The following is a 14,644-nucleotide window of genomic DNA, read 5'->3' as shown; positions in this document are numbered from 1 at the left end:
TTAAGGTTCATCGTTCGACTTGCATGTGTTATGCACGCCGCCAGCGTTTATCCTGAGCCAGGATCAAACTCTCAATTATTGTTTGATCTTGACTTTTGTCATTTTTCGTTTTGGTTTACTCAAAGTAATTCACTTTACTTTTATTGTAGTTTTCTATATATTTTTTGAGGTTCAATGTCGCTCTTTCGTAACGACTATTATATAATACCACGTTCATTTTATCTTGTCAAGTATTTTTTTAATTTTTTTATTAAAATCTTACTTTTTAGATTGTTTGTTTGAAGTGATATTAAATATATAATACACTATTTAAATTACTTTGTCAATTTTTATTTTTCTTTTTGACTTTGCTCTTTAACAGTGCCTTTATATAATACTAGGATTTTTTATCTTTGTCAAATTTTTTTATTTTTATTTTTTTGCATTTTAAAAGAGCCTTATTTCAAAGTATTTTTACTCTTTATATAAGGCTCTTTTTATTTTATTTTTCTAATGATTTTTTTAATCCTTCTAATTTTTCTTTGCAAGCATCCATTGCTTTTTGGAGTGAATCTTTTTTGGTCATATCTACTCCTGCATCTTTTAATACTTCTATTGGATATTTACTTTTTCCTGCTTTTAAGAAGTTAAGATACTTTTCTAAATCTTTTTCGTCTCCGTGAAGTATTTTTTCTGATAGGCTTACTGCTGATGAGAAGCCTGTTGCGTATTGGAAGACGTAGTAGAACATATAAAAGTGTGGAATTCTTGCCCATTCTGTTGATATATATTTGTCTACTTCTATATCTTTGCCAAAATAATCTACGTTTAGGTCGTGGTAGATTTGATTTAATTTTTCTGCTGTTACTGGCATTGAATTTTCTACTAATTTGTTTGCCTCTAGCTCAAATTCTGCAAACATTGTTTGTCTAAATACTGTTGATTTGAATGAATTTACGTAGTGATTTAGTAAATAGGCTTTTTCTTTTTCGTCTTTGGCATGGTCTATCATATAGTTTAATAATAGAAGTTCGTTGGTTGTTGATGCTATTTCTGCCAAAAATATTGAATAGTTTCCATAGATATATGGTTGGGTTTTTCTTGTGTAGTATGAATGCATTGAATGTCCCAATTCATGAGCTGTTGTGAAAAGTGAGTCTAAGGAGTCGTTGTAGTTTAATAAAATGTATGGTTCTGTATCGTAGGATCCTGACGAATATCCTCCTGATCTTTTTCCTTCGTTTTCCATTACATCAAACCACCTATCATCAAATCCTTCTCTTGCTTTTTTGATGTAGTCTTCTCCAAGTGGGGCTAGGGCTTTTAGGATTAATTCTTTTGCCTCGTCAAAGGTGTAAGTTTTGTTATAGTCTTCTACTAATGGCAAATATATATCGTGAAATCCTAAATCATCAAGGCCTAAAACTTCTTTTCTTAGACTTGTGTAATCTCTGTGTATTTCTATATTATCGTGGATTACTTCTACTAAGTTATCGTAAACTTTTTCGTCAATGTTATTTGAAAAAAGGCTCATAGCTCTTGCTGAATCGAATTTTTTTAATTTTGCTATGGTGTTATTTGCTGTTATTTCGCCATCAAGAAGAGAAGCTACTGTATTTTCAAATTGCTTGTAAACTGTATAATATTTTTCGTAAACTTCTTTTCTAAACTCACGATTTGAATCTAGTTCTAGGTTTGTGAAGTTTGCGTCTGTAATTTGGATTTCTTCATCGCCTTTTTTTACTTTTGGAAATTTTAGGTCAGCGTTTGAAAAAATCATATAAGTGTTTTGTGGATTTTGGGATAATTTTGCAAATGAAGCTATAATTTTTTCTTCATTTTCGCCCAAGGTATGGTCTTTATTTCTAAATAAATCTTCAAAATAATGAGCGTAAATTTTTAGCTCTTCTTTTTCTTCTATATATGTTTGTACTTTTTTATAATCTTCTGACAAAATTTCTGGTGTTATAAAAGAAAGTTCTTGGGCAAGATTTGCAAATAAATTATCTGCTATTTTTGACATTTCTTGATATTTTGCAACTCTTGTATCTTCGTCAGATTTTAATGAGGCATACACCCCAAGTTTTGAAAATTTTCTTTCTAATTTTTCGTCTGTTTTCAAAAAATCATAGAGACTGTCGGCTGATTGTAAAATCTTTCCTTTGTATGCCTTAGTTTTTTCTATTAAGTTTTTTACTTCTTCTACTTCTTTGTAGAAATCTTCGTCTGTTTTGTAAATTTTTTCTGTATCCCATTTTAGGGATTTGTCTATATCTTTTCTATCCATTTTTTCTCCTTGTATTATTTTTTTAATTTTTTTATATAGCTTGTAACATTGATTTATTTCCTATAAATACAAAGCCTATTGCAATTAGCACAAAGGCTAGAAGGGAAATAATTCTTATGCTTGTTGGCAAAGTCATATTCATTATTGGGAAAAATCCTGCAAGAATAAATCCACCCAAAAGCCCTCCAATATGTCCTGTAATTCCAATTCCTGGAACCATAAATGAATATATTATATTTATAGCAACAATTCCTATAAAGCTTGAGCCAAATTGTCTTAAAAATTCGTTGTCCTTGTAATTGAACATAATTCCTAAGGCAAGTCCAAATAAGCCGTACAAAGAAGTTGATGCCCCTGCTGATACACTTGTTACTTCTCCAAAAGCATAAGTAAATAAATTACCCATTATTCCACAAAGTAAATAAATTATTAGAAATTTTGTAGAACCATAAAGACTTTCAAATTCATCTCCAACATTATTTAAAAAATACATATTCATCAAAAGATGTATTATCCCAATATGTATGAAAATCGGGCAAAAAAGCCTCCACCATTCGCCATAATAAACATAGATTTTGCTCATAGCATTAAATCTCAAAAGATTTTCAATATTTTCACTGCCACCTGTAACAGTCATCAATATAAAAACTAGGATGTTTATTCCCATTAAAATTCTTGTCATTTTTCCCTTAGCCATAACTCCTCTTTCTCAAATTTATTTTCCATCTGTGAAAGATTATCAGAAATAAAAGCCCTAGCAACAGACCTAATTTCCCTTTCATAATCTCCCCTTTCAAGATTAGATTTTATTTTAAATTTATAAATATCATCTATATAAGGATTATCCCTCATATTTGGATAATCTTCATCTTGTAAGAAAATAATTTTTATATCTTCATTATATCTTTTAGCAAATTTAGAAAGATTAATAGAATTTTCCCCATTAAATTCATCAACATTTTCCGTAATAATTAAAAGGTCTTTGTCCCTAACCAATTTTTGAAAATCAAGCAAAGACAAAACAAGCTCCATAGAATTAGAAATTTTTGCCCTAAAAAATATATAAAGAGCCCAAGAAACTCCTCCACCAGCACCAAGGTAAGGAAAATCTATTTCACTTACACCCAAAGCCTCACTCACTTTTTTAGAAAAATGCTTACAGGCTTTTTCAAGTTGTAAAATTTCATCAGGACTTGCTCCCTTTCTAATAGGTCTTTTTTCCAAAAAAGAATTTCTTTGAAAAAGAGTAAGAGGTTGGCTTGTAGCAATCTCCAAATCAACATCCATTATTCTCCTATCAAGACCAGACATATCAATAGAATCAACCTTAATCATATTTTTAGCAACAGGATTTAAAGAATTAAGATTTTTATCAAAAAACCTAACCCCCAAAGCATAAAGCATACCCATGCCCATATCATTAGTTGCAGTATCCCCAATGCCAATAAAAAATTTCTCACAGCCGTTATTTAAACCATCAACAATCATCTCGCCAAGACCAATTGAAGAAGATTCCATAACATCAAGCTTATCCTTATACAAAAGTCTAAGCCCACAAGCCTGAGCCATCTCCATCACACACAAATTTTCCTTTATAATATATCTAGAAGTTACCGCCTCGCTCAAAGGATTATGAACATTAACATAAGAAAAATCCCCGCCAATAACTTCCTTCATAATTTCAACAGTCCCCATACCGCCATCCAAAAATGGAAGAATAGCAACCTCATTATTCACATTTTCACTTTCCAATTCTTCCTTGAAATAATTTCCAATCTCAATAGAATTTTCAAAATCTTTAATAGAATCCAAAGCTAATAATATATTCATAATTCACCTCAATTAAATTATACCCAAACTATGTGGACAAATTATTAATTATCTTTACCAATTGTAAATTCAATGATATAATTAAATAGAAAGTTTAGAAAATAAACTTTTACTGTTTAACTCATGGAAATCTTTTAAAAAAAGATTTCGCCCATCAAAGAGCCACTTAAATACTTATAAGTGGCTTTTTAAAATTGCCTTTCCTTAAATTTTGGAAGGGCATTTTTTATTTTGAATTTATGATATTGATTTTAGTTTTATAATGAGTATAATTATCATATACTTTGTTTCTTATTTAAAATAAAGTAATTTATTTAAAAATGGAGGATATTATGTCATTAATAGGAAAAAAATTACCTGAATTTAATTTGGATGCTTATGATCCAAAAACAAATGAATTTGTAAAGATAAGTGATAAGGACCTTGAAGGTGAATGGAAAGTTTTAATGTTTTATCCAGCAGACTTTACCTTTGTATGCCCTACAGAGCTTGAAGATTTGCAAGAAAAATATGGGCAATTAAAAGAGATGGGTGCTGAAGTTTATTCTGTAAGTGTTGATACACATTTTGTTCACAAGGCTTGGCACGACGAAAGTGAAGCTATAGGAAAAATCCAATACAAAATGATTGGCGATTCAAACAAAGAACTTACAAAAGCTTTAGATATTTTAACAGAAGATGGAAAAGCTGACAGAGCAACTTTTGTTATAGACCCTGATAATGTTATTCAAGCCCTAGAAATAAATGCGGGTGGAATAGGAAGAAAAGCAGAAAATAATATCTACAAAGTTAAAGCTGGTCAATATGTAAGAAAACATCCAGACCAAGTATGTCCTGCTAAATGGAATTCTGAAAATGATGATACACTAACACCAGGACTTGACCTTGTTGGAAAAATCTAATGTTAGACAGTAAATTAAAAGATCAGCTGAAGGCTTATCTTAGAATGCTAAAGTCCAATGTAACAATTGGACTTTCGATAAATGAAGATGAAAATTCAAAAAAATTAAAATCTTTTGTTGAAGATGTTGAGTCTTTATCTGACAAGATAAAAATAAAAGAAGAAAATTTGAATTTCACCCCTGCTTTTAGCCTAAATGGAGAATTTGAACACGGAAAAATTGTTTTTGCAGGAATTCCTTTAGGACATGAGTTTGAATCATTTGTTCTTGCACTTTTACAAGTTGGTGGAATCGAACCAAAAATATCCAACGAAGAAAAAGAAAGAATAAAATCTATAAAGGAAAAAAGAAATTTTGAAACAATAGTTTCACTTTCCTGCCACAACTGCCCAGAAGTTGTACAAGCATTCAATATTATGGCAGTTTTAAACAAAAATATCTCACACACAATGATTGAAGGTTCAATAAACCAAGATATATGTGAACAAAGAGATGTTATGGCAGTACCAGCAATTTTTGAAAATGGAGAATTTCTTGACGGGGGCAAAAAAACTATGGCAAGTCTTTTAGACCTTGTTGCAGAAAAAGTCCAAAAAGATTTATCCAATTTCAAAGATTACGATATCTTGATAGTCGGAGCAGGACCAAGTAGTGCTACAGCTGCAATTTATGGAGCAAGAAAAGGCCTAAAAGTTGCAATAGTTGCAGACGAATTTGGTGGACAAGTAAACGAAACTCTCGATATAGAAAATATAACAGGAATCCTAAAAACAGAAGGACCTAAATATATGCTATCAGTCAAAAACCAAGTAGAAAATCTTGGCGTAGACATAATAGAGGGAGTAAAAGCTGTCGATTTCGAAAAAAAAGATGATGAATTTAATATAATCCTAGAAGATGGAGCAAAAATAAATAGTAAGAGTCTAATTTTTGCAACAGGAACAAGATGGAGACTTCTTGGAATAGATGGAGAAGAAAAATTCAAAAACAAGGGCGTAGCTTTTTGTACCCACTGCGACGGTCCCCTATTTAAAGGAAAAGACGTGGCAGTTGTAGGAGGAGGAAATTCAGGAATAGAAGCAGCAATAGACCTTGCATCAATAACAAAAACCGTTACAGTTCTCGAATTTTTACCAGAATTAAAGGCAGATAAAATATTACAAACAAAATTAGAATCCTTTCAAAACGTAAAAGTTATAACATCTGCCCAAACAACAAAACTCCTAGGAGATAAAAAACTAACAGGTCTTGAATATATAGATAGAAATACAAAAGAAGAAAAAACGATAGATCTTGCCGGAGTTTTTATCCAAATCGGTCAAATTCCAAACACAGAATGGCTAGAAGGAAAGATAAAACTCACAGATAGGGGCGAAATCGAAGTAGAAAAAGACGGTTCAACAAATATAGAAGGAATATTTGCAGCGGGTGATGCAATAAATTCCGTTTATAAACAAATAATAATAGCCGCAGGCTCAGGAGCAACAGCAGCCCTATCAGCTTTTAACTATTTAATAAGAAAATAAAAAATATGGAAATCTTGCAAAATGAATTAATCATCCCAATTTGTTAGAGTAAATTTTATGAAAATTTTGCCTAAATTAGAAAGGTGCTATTAAAAATCTTTTAAGAAAAGCCTCTAGCTATGGAACAATGATTCTTATAGTTTTGCAAGATCCCCATTATTTTTTTTACTTAAATTTGATAAAGATCCTAAAGTGCTCAATTTTCTTTTCTAAAAATATAATAAAAAACAATAAAGGGTGAGATTACAAAAATCACCGGCAAGACTAATTTCGAAAATGTGAAATAATCTATTTTCTCTAATTTTTCTCCTATATCTTTCATAGCTTGAGGAAAGGCTATTACCGAAAAAGCTAGAAAAATTGTAAGTATTAAAAAGGGCATTTGTTTGGCGTCTCTACCTAAAGCCCCCTCCACAATACCAAAATAATATATTAAATAAAAAACAAGGCCTATAGCTGCATATAAAAAATCCCAAAAAATTTTTCTTATTTTTGATTCTTCTTCTTTTTCATTTTTAAAATATCCTATGTCTACTCCAAAAATTTCTGACAATTTTATTAAATTATCCATTGATGGCTCGCTTATTTCTTTTTCCCATTTGGATACGGCTTGTCTTGATATATTTAGTTCCTTTGCCAAATATTCTTGGGTAAGGTTCAATTCTTTTCTTTTGTTTTTAATTTTTTGTCCAATCATAAATCCTCCTTATTATTATTCTAAGTAATGTTTTTAAAAAAAGCTAGCAACTATAGGGCAACTTTGGGGAAATTTTATGATTTTTTTATTTTTTTATATAAATCATGATATAATTATAAAAAATAAGGAGAAATTTATGGGAGAAATTATAAAAATTGAAATTGATGATATAGTTGTAGGTCTTGATGATGGATCTGTTGTAAGGGTAAAACTTTCTGATGTGTCTTTTATTCCTCAAATTGGGGATAAGGTCAAAGTTTTTAAGGCAGATGATGGATATTTGGTAAGTAAAATCAAAGAAAAAAATTTTGTTGAAAATCATAGCTTAAAGGAAGATTATGATTTTGATGATGATTTTAGGGTAAATAGGGTTGAAGAAAAAAATAATGTGACTAATAATTATTATATAAACTCTTACAATAAAAGACCTGTAAATAAAGTTGCTTATGTGCTTTTGGCGTTTTTTTTGGGAGGAATCGGAGCTCACAAATTTTATTCTGGAAAAATCGGAACAGGAATTGCTTATTTGATTTTCTCATGGACTTTTATCCCATCAATAATAGCCTTTGTGGAATTTATAATAGCTCTTACTAAAACTTCTGATGAATATGGAAATATATACGTTTAAAGGACTCTTGCAAAATTATGCTTATTCATAGTTTTGCAAAAGTCCTTTTTTATTTGGATTTTTGTATTTTTCTTTATAAAAATATATGTAGATTCCTAAATCTCCATTCTTATTTTTTATTTTCTTCCAATTTTTTTAAGGCAAAAAATATTGCAACACACAAATTTTCATCTTCATAAATTTCTAAGGTGTTTTTTGTAAAGTCAAAGTTTGCCAAAAACTCATCTTCTTTTATCAACGATAAATTTTCTCCATTTTCTATTAATTTCATTTGCCTATTTATAATTTTCGCCTCATTTATTTTTTGGTCGTTCATTTTTTCAATTTTTAAATTTCCTATTACAGCTTGCCTTTTTCCTCTTAGGCTAAATAAGTTTTTTATTTTAAATCTTGCGACCAATTTCCCACTAGGACGCAATACATTGTACTTACCTTCTAGTTTATAGGTCATTCTTTCGTTTTCAAAAATTTTTCCGTCTTTATATTGTAATTTTTTCATTTTTCCCTCACAAAAAAACCAGTAGGATTTCCCACTGGCTTAATTTTAATAATTTTCTTTTAGATATTCTATTATATCGTCAGATTCGTACATTTTTTTATCGCCAAAAACCATAAATGGAATTTGATCTTTGCCACCAAGCTCTATTAACTCTTTTGTGTTTTCTTCTCCACTTCTTCCATCTTTTACGTTGTAAGATGTGAAATCTACAATTTTATTTTCATGCATAAAGTTTAAAACTTTTAAACAATATGGACATTCTGGTTTAAAATATAAATCAAATTTACTCATAATACTTCCTTTCATACTCTTTTGTCATTTCTCTTTTAATTTCTTACCCTTAAATTTATTTTGTAATCTTAAAAGAAAAATATTAAGGATGTAAAGAGTAGAAGTATTAATAAAACTGGTGGTAAAAAAACTTTCATAGCTGCCAAAAACATAGCAAATCTGTCGTCTTTTTCTAGATTATCTTTTTCTAAAAGCTCTTCTTTTTCATAGATTTCTTCTTTTGTTTTATTTTTGAAGGGATCTACTGGTCTTTTCATAGATTAGCTTCCTTGGCTAATTCATGTTCTTTTTTAAGTCTTTCTTCTTCATTTTTTTCGAAGGCTTTCATTTTTGTTTCTTCTGATACATCCATCAAATGGCAAGCTACAAAGTGGCCTTTTTCTACTTCTTTAAGCTCTGGCTCAAATTGTTTACAAATATCCATGCAATATTTACACCTTGTATGGAAACGACAACCCTTTGGTGGTCTTACTGCTGATGGAATATCTCCTTCAATTGTTTGAAGCTCTTGTCCCTTATCAACATCAGTTCTAGGGATTGCTTGCAAGAGTGCTTTTGTGTAAGGGTGTTGTGGATTTGCAAAAATTCTATCAGAATCTGAAAGCTCAACCATAACTCCCAAATACATTACTCCAATCCTATCAGAAATATATTTTACAACTGAAAGATCATGAGTTATAAATAAATATGTTAAATTTAAGTCAGTTTTTAAATCTTGCAATAGATTTATAATTTGTGATTGGATTGAAACGTCAAGGGCTGATACTGCCTCATCGCAAACTATAAATTTTGGATTTAAGGCAAGTGCTCTGGCAATTCCAATTCTTTGTCTTTGTCCACCGGAAAATTGGTGAGGATACCTATGAATAAAATATGGAGCAAGTCCACATTGGTTCATTATATCTTGGATATATTCGTTATAGCCTGCTTCACTTCTTGATTTGAAAAGTCCGTGGCCCAAAACTCCTTCTCCAATAATATTTCCAACTGTCATTTTTGTATCCAAAGAACCATAAGGATCTTGGAAAATTATTTGAAGATCTTTTCTAAGTTCTCTCATTTCTTCGTTTGTAAGTCTTGAAAGATCAATTCCATCATCTACAAAACTTTCAAATTTTTCAAAAAGCTCTTTTGATTTTAATTCTTCTTTTTTAGCAGATATTTTTTGCTCTTTTTCCAAAACTTCCTTATCAAGTTTTTCTTTTTTATTCAAAAGTTCCTTGTATTTTGGATCGTTTAGAATAGCATCTTTTAATTCTTTTTTATCTCTAATCCTTACTTCGTCTTTTTCTTCGATTTTTTTAATGTCTAGTAAAACTTTTGATCTTTCCTTGATTTTTTTGTAATAATCATCAAGAATAGAAGAAATTTCTGACAAATTGTCGCTTGCAAGAAGTCCTCCTGCTATTCTCATCATATTTTCATAATCTTCTTGGAGAAGTCTTCTTTGATGCATAGCAGCTTCGTTTAATTCAGCTTTTTTTTCTTCATCTTCAGTTTTTTCTAGCTCGTCATAAATTGAATGAAGTTTTTCAACTTCCTTATCATAAGAAGGGAATTTTTTTGGAATTTCTTTAATATCTTTTCCCATATAAGCTGGGGCAAGTCTATCAAGAGTTGTTCCATAATAAAGAGTAGTTCCTTCAGTTTGTTCATAAATTTGAAGGATTGTCCTACCAAAAGTAGATTTTCCACAACCACTTTCTCCAACCAAACCAAAAGTTTCGCCTTCAAATATATCTATAGAAATATTTTCATTTGCATGGACATATTCGTTTGCTCCCCTAGAAAAGATAGATTTTTTCTTGATTGGGAAATATTTTTTGAGATTTCTTATTTTAAATAAGATCTTTTTATTATTTTTCTCCATCTTCTCTCTCCTTTCTATTTGGAAAGTGGCATCTTATTTTTTGATTTTCATTTACTGATACAAGCTCTGGCATTTCTTTCCTACATTTTTCTGTAGCATACTTACACCTATCTGCAAATTTACATCCATCAGGAAGGTTAAGTGGATGTGGAACAGAACCAGGTATAATATCGAGTCTTTCATTTCTATCACTTGTAATTGCTGGAATAGAATTTAAAAGAGCAATTGTGTAAGGGTGGTTGTAATCTGTTATATCGTGTTTAAAAATATAATCAACTGGAGATTGTTCTACTATTTGTCCACAATACATTACAGCAACCTCATCTGCCATTTGATTTATTACTCCCAAATCGTGAGTTATAAATAAAATTGAAGTATTTTGTTTTTCCTTTAATTCGTTCATCAATTTTAGAATTTGAGCTTGGATTGTAACGTCAAGGGCTGTTGTTGGCTCATCTGCAATTAATAATTTTGGCTCACAAGCAAGCGCCATAGCAATCATAACCCTTTGGTTCATACCACCAGAAAGCTCAAATGGATATTGTTTTGCAACAACGTGAGGATTTGGAATTTTTACTTGAGCAAGTAATTCCTCCACTCTTTTTGAAGCCTCTTTTTTATTCATTTTTTTGTGAAGAATTAAAACTTCTGAAATTTGTTTTTCTACTGTAAAAACTGGATTAAGGGAACTCATAGGTTCTTGGAAAATCATAGAAATATCATTTCCCCTTACCTTTTCCATTTGATTTCTATTAAAATCAGAAATCTTTTTACCATCAAAAATAATTTCTCCGCTGTAGATTTTTTGGTTTGGCTCAAAAAGTTGCAAAATACTCATAGCAGTTTGACTTTTTCCAGAACCACTTTCTCCAACCAAACCCAAAGTTTTTCCTTCTTCAATTGTGCATGATACTCCGTTTACCGCTTTTATAAGACCACGTCTTGTTTCAAAGTAGGTATGAAGTTTTTTTATTTCAAGTAAATTTTTCATTTTTACACCTATCTCTCATTTGATCTTGGGTCTATTGCATCTCTTAGAGCATCTCCAATCAAGTTTACTGAAAATGCTGCCAAAAATACTGCAAGAGCTGGAATTACCCATCTCCACCAATAAATATTAATTACATCTGATGATTGGGCACTTGTCATCATATTACCCCAAGATGGCATTGGCTCTTGAACACCAAATCCTAAAAATGATAGACCTGCTTCAGTAAGTAGGTTTCCTGCAAATCCAAGAGTTGCATTTACAATTATTATTGATAGGATATTTGGCAAAATATGTCTTACAAGAATTGACGAATTTGTAACACCAAGGGCTTTAGCTGCAATTACATAATCTCTTTCTCTTTCAGCAAGAATTTGTCCACGAACAAGTCTTGCAATTCCTGTCCATCCAATAACACCAAGTAAAACCATGATCATCATAAGTCTTGTATTTTGACTAGTATTTACAGGAAGTAGGGCTGAAAGTGTAATAATTAATGGATAAAATGGGAATGATTGAACAATTTCTGTAATTCTCATCAAAACATTGTCAACACGTCCACCAGCATAACCTGAAACCATACCAATAATTACACCAAGAACTACTTGGATAAGAACTGATACAAAAGAAATTATTATGGTCATTTTTCCACCGTGAATTAATCTTGTAAAAATGTCACGACCTTGGTCATCTGATCCAAATTTAAATCCTTTAAGTCCCCATGTATCAATTTTAGAATCCTTGCTTACAGCATAATTGTTGAAATAACCAGAAAATACTTTTTCATATTTTCCACTAGGAGCATCTGCTTCGCCATAATTATTATTTCCCCAAGAATACAATTTTCCATCTTCATCAAGGGCAGTAAAATGATTTGTTCCTGCAACTATATCTTTAATTTTGCCCTTAATTTTTGGAACATTATCTCCAGATAAATTAGCTCTTGAAGGTCCCCAAACATAAAGTTTTCCATTTTCATCAAGAGCTGCCGCAGAATTTGAAGTTAAGGCAACCTTAGAAATTTTTACCTTATTATTTTTAATTTCATCTGGCGCTCCAACATCTACCTCAGCTCCTCTTACACCAAGAAGTTTTGTAGAGCCATCTTTTAATACAGCCAAAATATTTGAACCACTTGTATCAAAATCAACAACTTTTCCTTGAACTTCTTTTGGAATAAGATCAAGTCTTGAGTTCATTGTAGAACCCCAAACGTATATATTATTTTTTTCTGTTAAAACAACAGAATATTGAACTCCACCGCCAAGTTTTTTGATGCCTTCTTGTTTGATTTGGCTTTCTTGCATTGGTGGAAGTTTTGTTTGTTGGAAAGAATCATTACCCCAACCATAAACTTCATTATCTTCAGTTGCAACAAGAATATGTCTATCCCCAGCTGCAACATCTTTTATTTTTTTGCCATCAAGTTTTTCCTTTATATCATCAGGCATTTTCATAACATCATCTTCGTTATTTTTGCCCCAATAATAGAAATTTTTCTTTTTAGTAAGACCTACACCAAAAGTATTTCCTACAGAAATTCTTTCTACACCTTCTTTTTCCATTTCAGAAGGATATTTCATATATCCAGAACCTGCAGAAACATTTATAAGGTTACCCTCAGATTGGTAAGGATTAAAAGGAATTAATGCAGATCCAACAAAAACTGCTAGAATAATTCCAAGCATCAAAAGAAGACCGATAACTCCCAAAGGATTTCTAAAATAATTTTTTACAGCCATTTTTCCAGGAGAAGTAATGGCATCTTCCTTCAAAGCCTCATTTTCATTTTTAGGATTAACATCTCCAAGATTTACATCAGCTTCTTCATTATTTGCCCTAGTTCCAAAAGTAAACAAAGAAAGAACTAATCTACCAAAAGATTTAAATGATTTATTTAATTCATCTTTCATATTAAGCCTCCAATTTTACTCTAGGATCTACAAGAGCATAAGCAATATCCATAATCAAGTTTCCAAGAAGAGTTAAAATTGCATAAAACATAGTTAAAGCAAGAATAACATTATAATCTTGAGCTAAAACAGATTTAATAAGAATATTTCCAATTCCCCTGTAAGCAAAAATAGTTTCAGTTATAGCAGAACCTGAAAACATAGAAAGAATTGCCCAAGTCATAGCAGTTACAACCGGAATTAGGGCATTTCTAAAAGCGTGAGAATAAATTACAGTTTTTTCCTTTAAACCCTTAGCCCTTGCAGTTCTAATATAATCCTCATTAAGAGAATCAAGCATAGAATTTCTTACATATCTAGAAATAGATGCCATAGAACCAAAAGTCAAAGTCAAAGTAGGTAGGATTAAATACTTAACCCATTCGCCAAAAGTATTATTTCTAGGCATACCATTAGCAGGGAACCATCCTAGCCTAAAAGCAAATAAGAATATCAAAAATAATCCTATAAAAAATGTAGGCAAAGAAATTCCAACAAGAGTAAACACCTGGAAGAACTTATCAAAAAATCCTCCCTTATGAACAGCCGACCTTATTCCAATAAGCACCGAAAGCACAAAAGAAACAAGAGTCGATCCTATATTTAATAAAATTGTGTTTTTAAGTGGTTCAGAAAGATATTCCTTTACAGGCCTTTTAGATTGAGTAGATTCACCAAAATCCCCCTTCAAACTTCTTCCCATCCACATAAAATATTGCTCTGGCAACGATTTATCATAACCATAACGTTTTTCAAGATTTTTATACATTTGTTCTTGTTGGGCCTTGGTCATTCTTCCATCCTTTGGCATCATAGCTAAAACAGGATCGCCAGGCATTGATTTAGAAAGTACAAAAACCAAAATAGATATAATTATGGCTACTGGAATCAAATTAATGATTCTTTTTACTATGTATTTTAACATATTCATCCCTTCCTTATGTTTTTAAGCTTACCAACTAATATTTTATTCACATTGATTAATTAAAAATCCTTATAATCTTCAACAAAGATTTTGACTAAGAAAATATTACTTATAGAAATTTATAAATAAATATAAAAAAATTAGATAGAGTAAACTTATAATATCATAACCATTATATTAATATAAAAACCCATATTTGTCAACGAAAAATTTGTCATAAACTTATAAAGATTGACATTTATTTTTAAAAATTCATTATTTATGAGCAAA

Annotated in this window: 14 protein-coding genes; 3 read left to right on the top strand and 11 right to left on the bottom strand. The window is 30.7% G+C overall.

Annotation, left to right across the window (positions count from 1 at the left end; translation table 11 throughout):
• Positions 1–481 precede the first annotated feature (481 nt).
• From pepF to HMPREF0078_RS07920, 3 genes are read right to left on the bottom strand one after another with little or no spacing between them, the layout of a single operon-like run.
• Positions 482–2,266, bottom strand: coding sequence for an oligoendopeptidase F (pepF, locus tag HMPREF0078_RS07930; protein ID WP_004839632.1), 1,785 nt, complete (start codon positions 2,264–2,266; stop codon positions 482–484).
• 31 nt (positions 2,267–2,297) lie between these two features.
• Complete coding sequence (locus tag HMPREF0078_RS07925; protein ID WP_039920762.1) at positions 2,298–2,963, bottom strand: rhomboid family intramembrane serine protease; 666 nt, start codon at positions 2,961–2,963, stop codon at positions 2,298–2,300.
• Complete coding sequence (locus HMPREF0078_RS07920; protein ID WP_004839630.1) at positions 2,945–4,096, bottom strand: glycerate kinase family protein; 1,152 nt, start codon at positions 4,094–4,096, stop codon at positions 2,945–2,947. The genes HMPREF0078_RS07925 and HMPREF0078_RS07920 overlap by 19 nt, the downstream gene beginning before the upstream one ends.
• A gap of 332 nt (positions 4,097–4,428) precedes the next feature.
• Between HMPREF0078_RS07920 and ahpC the strand changes: the two genes are divergently transcribed.
• Positions 4,429–4,998 (top strand): alkyl hydroperoxide reductase subunit C, encoded by a 570-nt coding sequence (gene ahpC, locus HMPREF0078_RS07915; RefSeq protein WP_039920643.1) that lies wholly within the window; start codon positions 4,429–4,431, stop codon positions 4,996–4,998.
• Positions 4,998–6,524 (top strand): alkyl hydroperoxide reductase subunit F, encoded by a 1,527-nt coding sequence (ahpF, locus tag HMPREF0078_RS07910; protein WP_004839628.1) that lies wholly within the window; start codon positions 4,998–5,000, stop codon positions 6,522–6,524. The genes ahpC and ahpF overlap by 1 nt, the downstream gene beginning before the upstream one ends.
• A gap of 196 nt (positions 6,525–6,720) precedes the next feature.
• Here the strand turns inward: ahpF and HMPREF0078_RS07905 are convergent, their stop codons facing one another.
• Entirely contained in the window at positions 6,721–7,221 is a 501-nt protein-coding gene (locus tag HMPREF0078_RS07905; RefSeq protein ID WP_004839627.1) for a helix-turn-helix domain-containing protein, read from the bottom strand.
• A 136-nt stretch (positions 7,222–7,357) separates the two neighbouring features.
• Between HMPREF0078_RS07905 and HMPREF0078_RS09305 the strand changes: the two genes are divergently transcribed.
• Positions 7,358–7,849, top strand: a complete 492-nt coding sequence (locus HMPREF0078_RS09305; RefSeq protein ID WP_039920641.1) for a TM2 domain-containing protein — start codon at positions 7,358–7,360, stop codon at positions 7,847–7,849.
• Between the two features lie 109 nt (positions 7,850–7,958).
• Here HMPREF0078_RS09305 and HMPREF0078_RS07895 read toward each other — a convergent pair whose 3' ends face one another.
• The 7 genes from HMPREF0078_RS07895 to HMPREF0078_RS07865 form a co-directional block, all read right to left on the bottom strand.
• Complete coding sequence (locus HMPREF0078_RS07895; protein ID WP_004839625.1) at positions 7,959–8,348, bottom strand: hypothetical protein; 390 nt, start codon at positions 8,346–8,348, stop codon at positions 7,959–7,961.
• A gap of 45 nt (positions 8,349–8,393) precedes the next feature.
• Positions 8,394–8,639 (bottom strand): glutaredoxin family protein, encoded by a 246-nt coding sequence (locus tag HMPREF0078_RS07890; RefSeq protein WP_019118869.1) that lies wholly within the window; start codon positions 8,637–8,639, stop codon positions 8,394–8,396.
• Between the two features lie 68 nt (positions 8,640–8,707).
• On the bottom strand, positions 8,708–8,896 hold the full coding sequence (locus tag HMPREF0078_RS07885; protein WP_004839623.1) for a hypothetical protein: 189 nt from the start codon (positions 8,894–8,896) through the stop codon (positions 8,708–8,710).
• The gene (locus tag HMPREF0078_RS07880) at positions 8,893–10,509 is read right to left on the bottom strand and encodes an oligopeptide/dipeptide ABC transporter ATP-binding protein (protein WP_004839622.1); all 1,617 of its coding nucleotides are present in this window, start codon (positions 10,507–10,509) and stop codon (positions 8,893–8,895) included. The genes HMPREF0078_RS07885 and HMPREF0078_RS07880 overlap by 4 nt, the downstream gene beginning before the upstream one ends.
• On the bottom strand, positions 10,496–11,500 hold the full coding sequence (locus HMPREF0078_RS07875) for an ABC transporter ATP-binding protein (protein ID WP_004839621.1): 1,005 nt from the start codon (positions 11,498–11,500) through the stop codon (positions 10,496–10,498). Before HMPREF0078_RS07875 ends, HMPREF0078_RS07880 begins: the two co-directional genes overlap by 14 nt.
• Positions 11,501–11,508: 8 nt before the next feature.
• Positions 11,509–13,410: an ABC transporter permease subunit gene (locus HMPREF0078_RS07870; protein WP_004839620.1), complete on the bottom strand. Its 1,902-nt coding sequence runs from the start codon at positions 13,408–13,410 to the stop codon at positions 11,509–11,511.
• A gap of 1 nt (position 13,411) precedes the next feature.
• Complete coding sequence (locus HMPREF0078_RS07865) at positions 13,412–14,374, bottom strand: ABC transporter permease (protein WP_004839619.1); 963 nt, start codon at positions 14,372–14,374, stop codon at positions 13,412–13,414.
• Between the last annotated feature and the right edge of the window lie 270 nt (positions 14,375–14,644).

Origin of the sequence: Anaerococcus vaginalis ATCC 51170 (genome assembly GCF_000163295.1) — a bacterium.
GTDB classification, from domain to species: Bacteria; Bacillota; Clostridia; order Tissierellales; family Peptoniphilaceae; genus Anaerococcus; species Anaerococcus vaginalis.
Note: the sequence above shows the minus strand (reverse complement) of the source record. Positions and strands in the feature narration are given on the sequence as shown.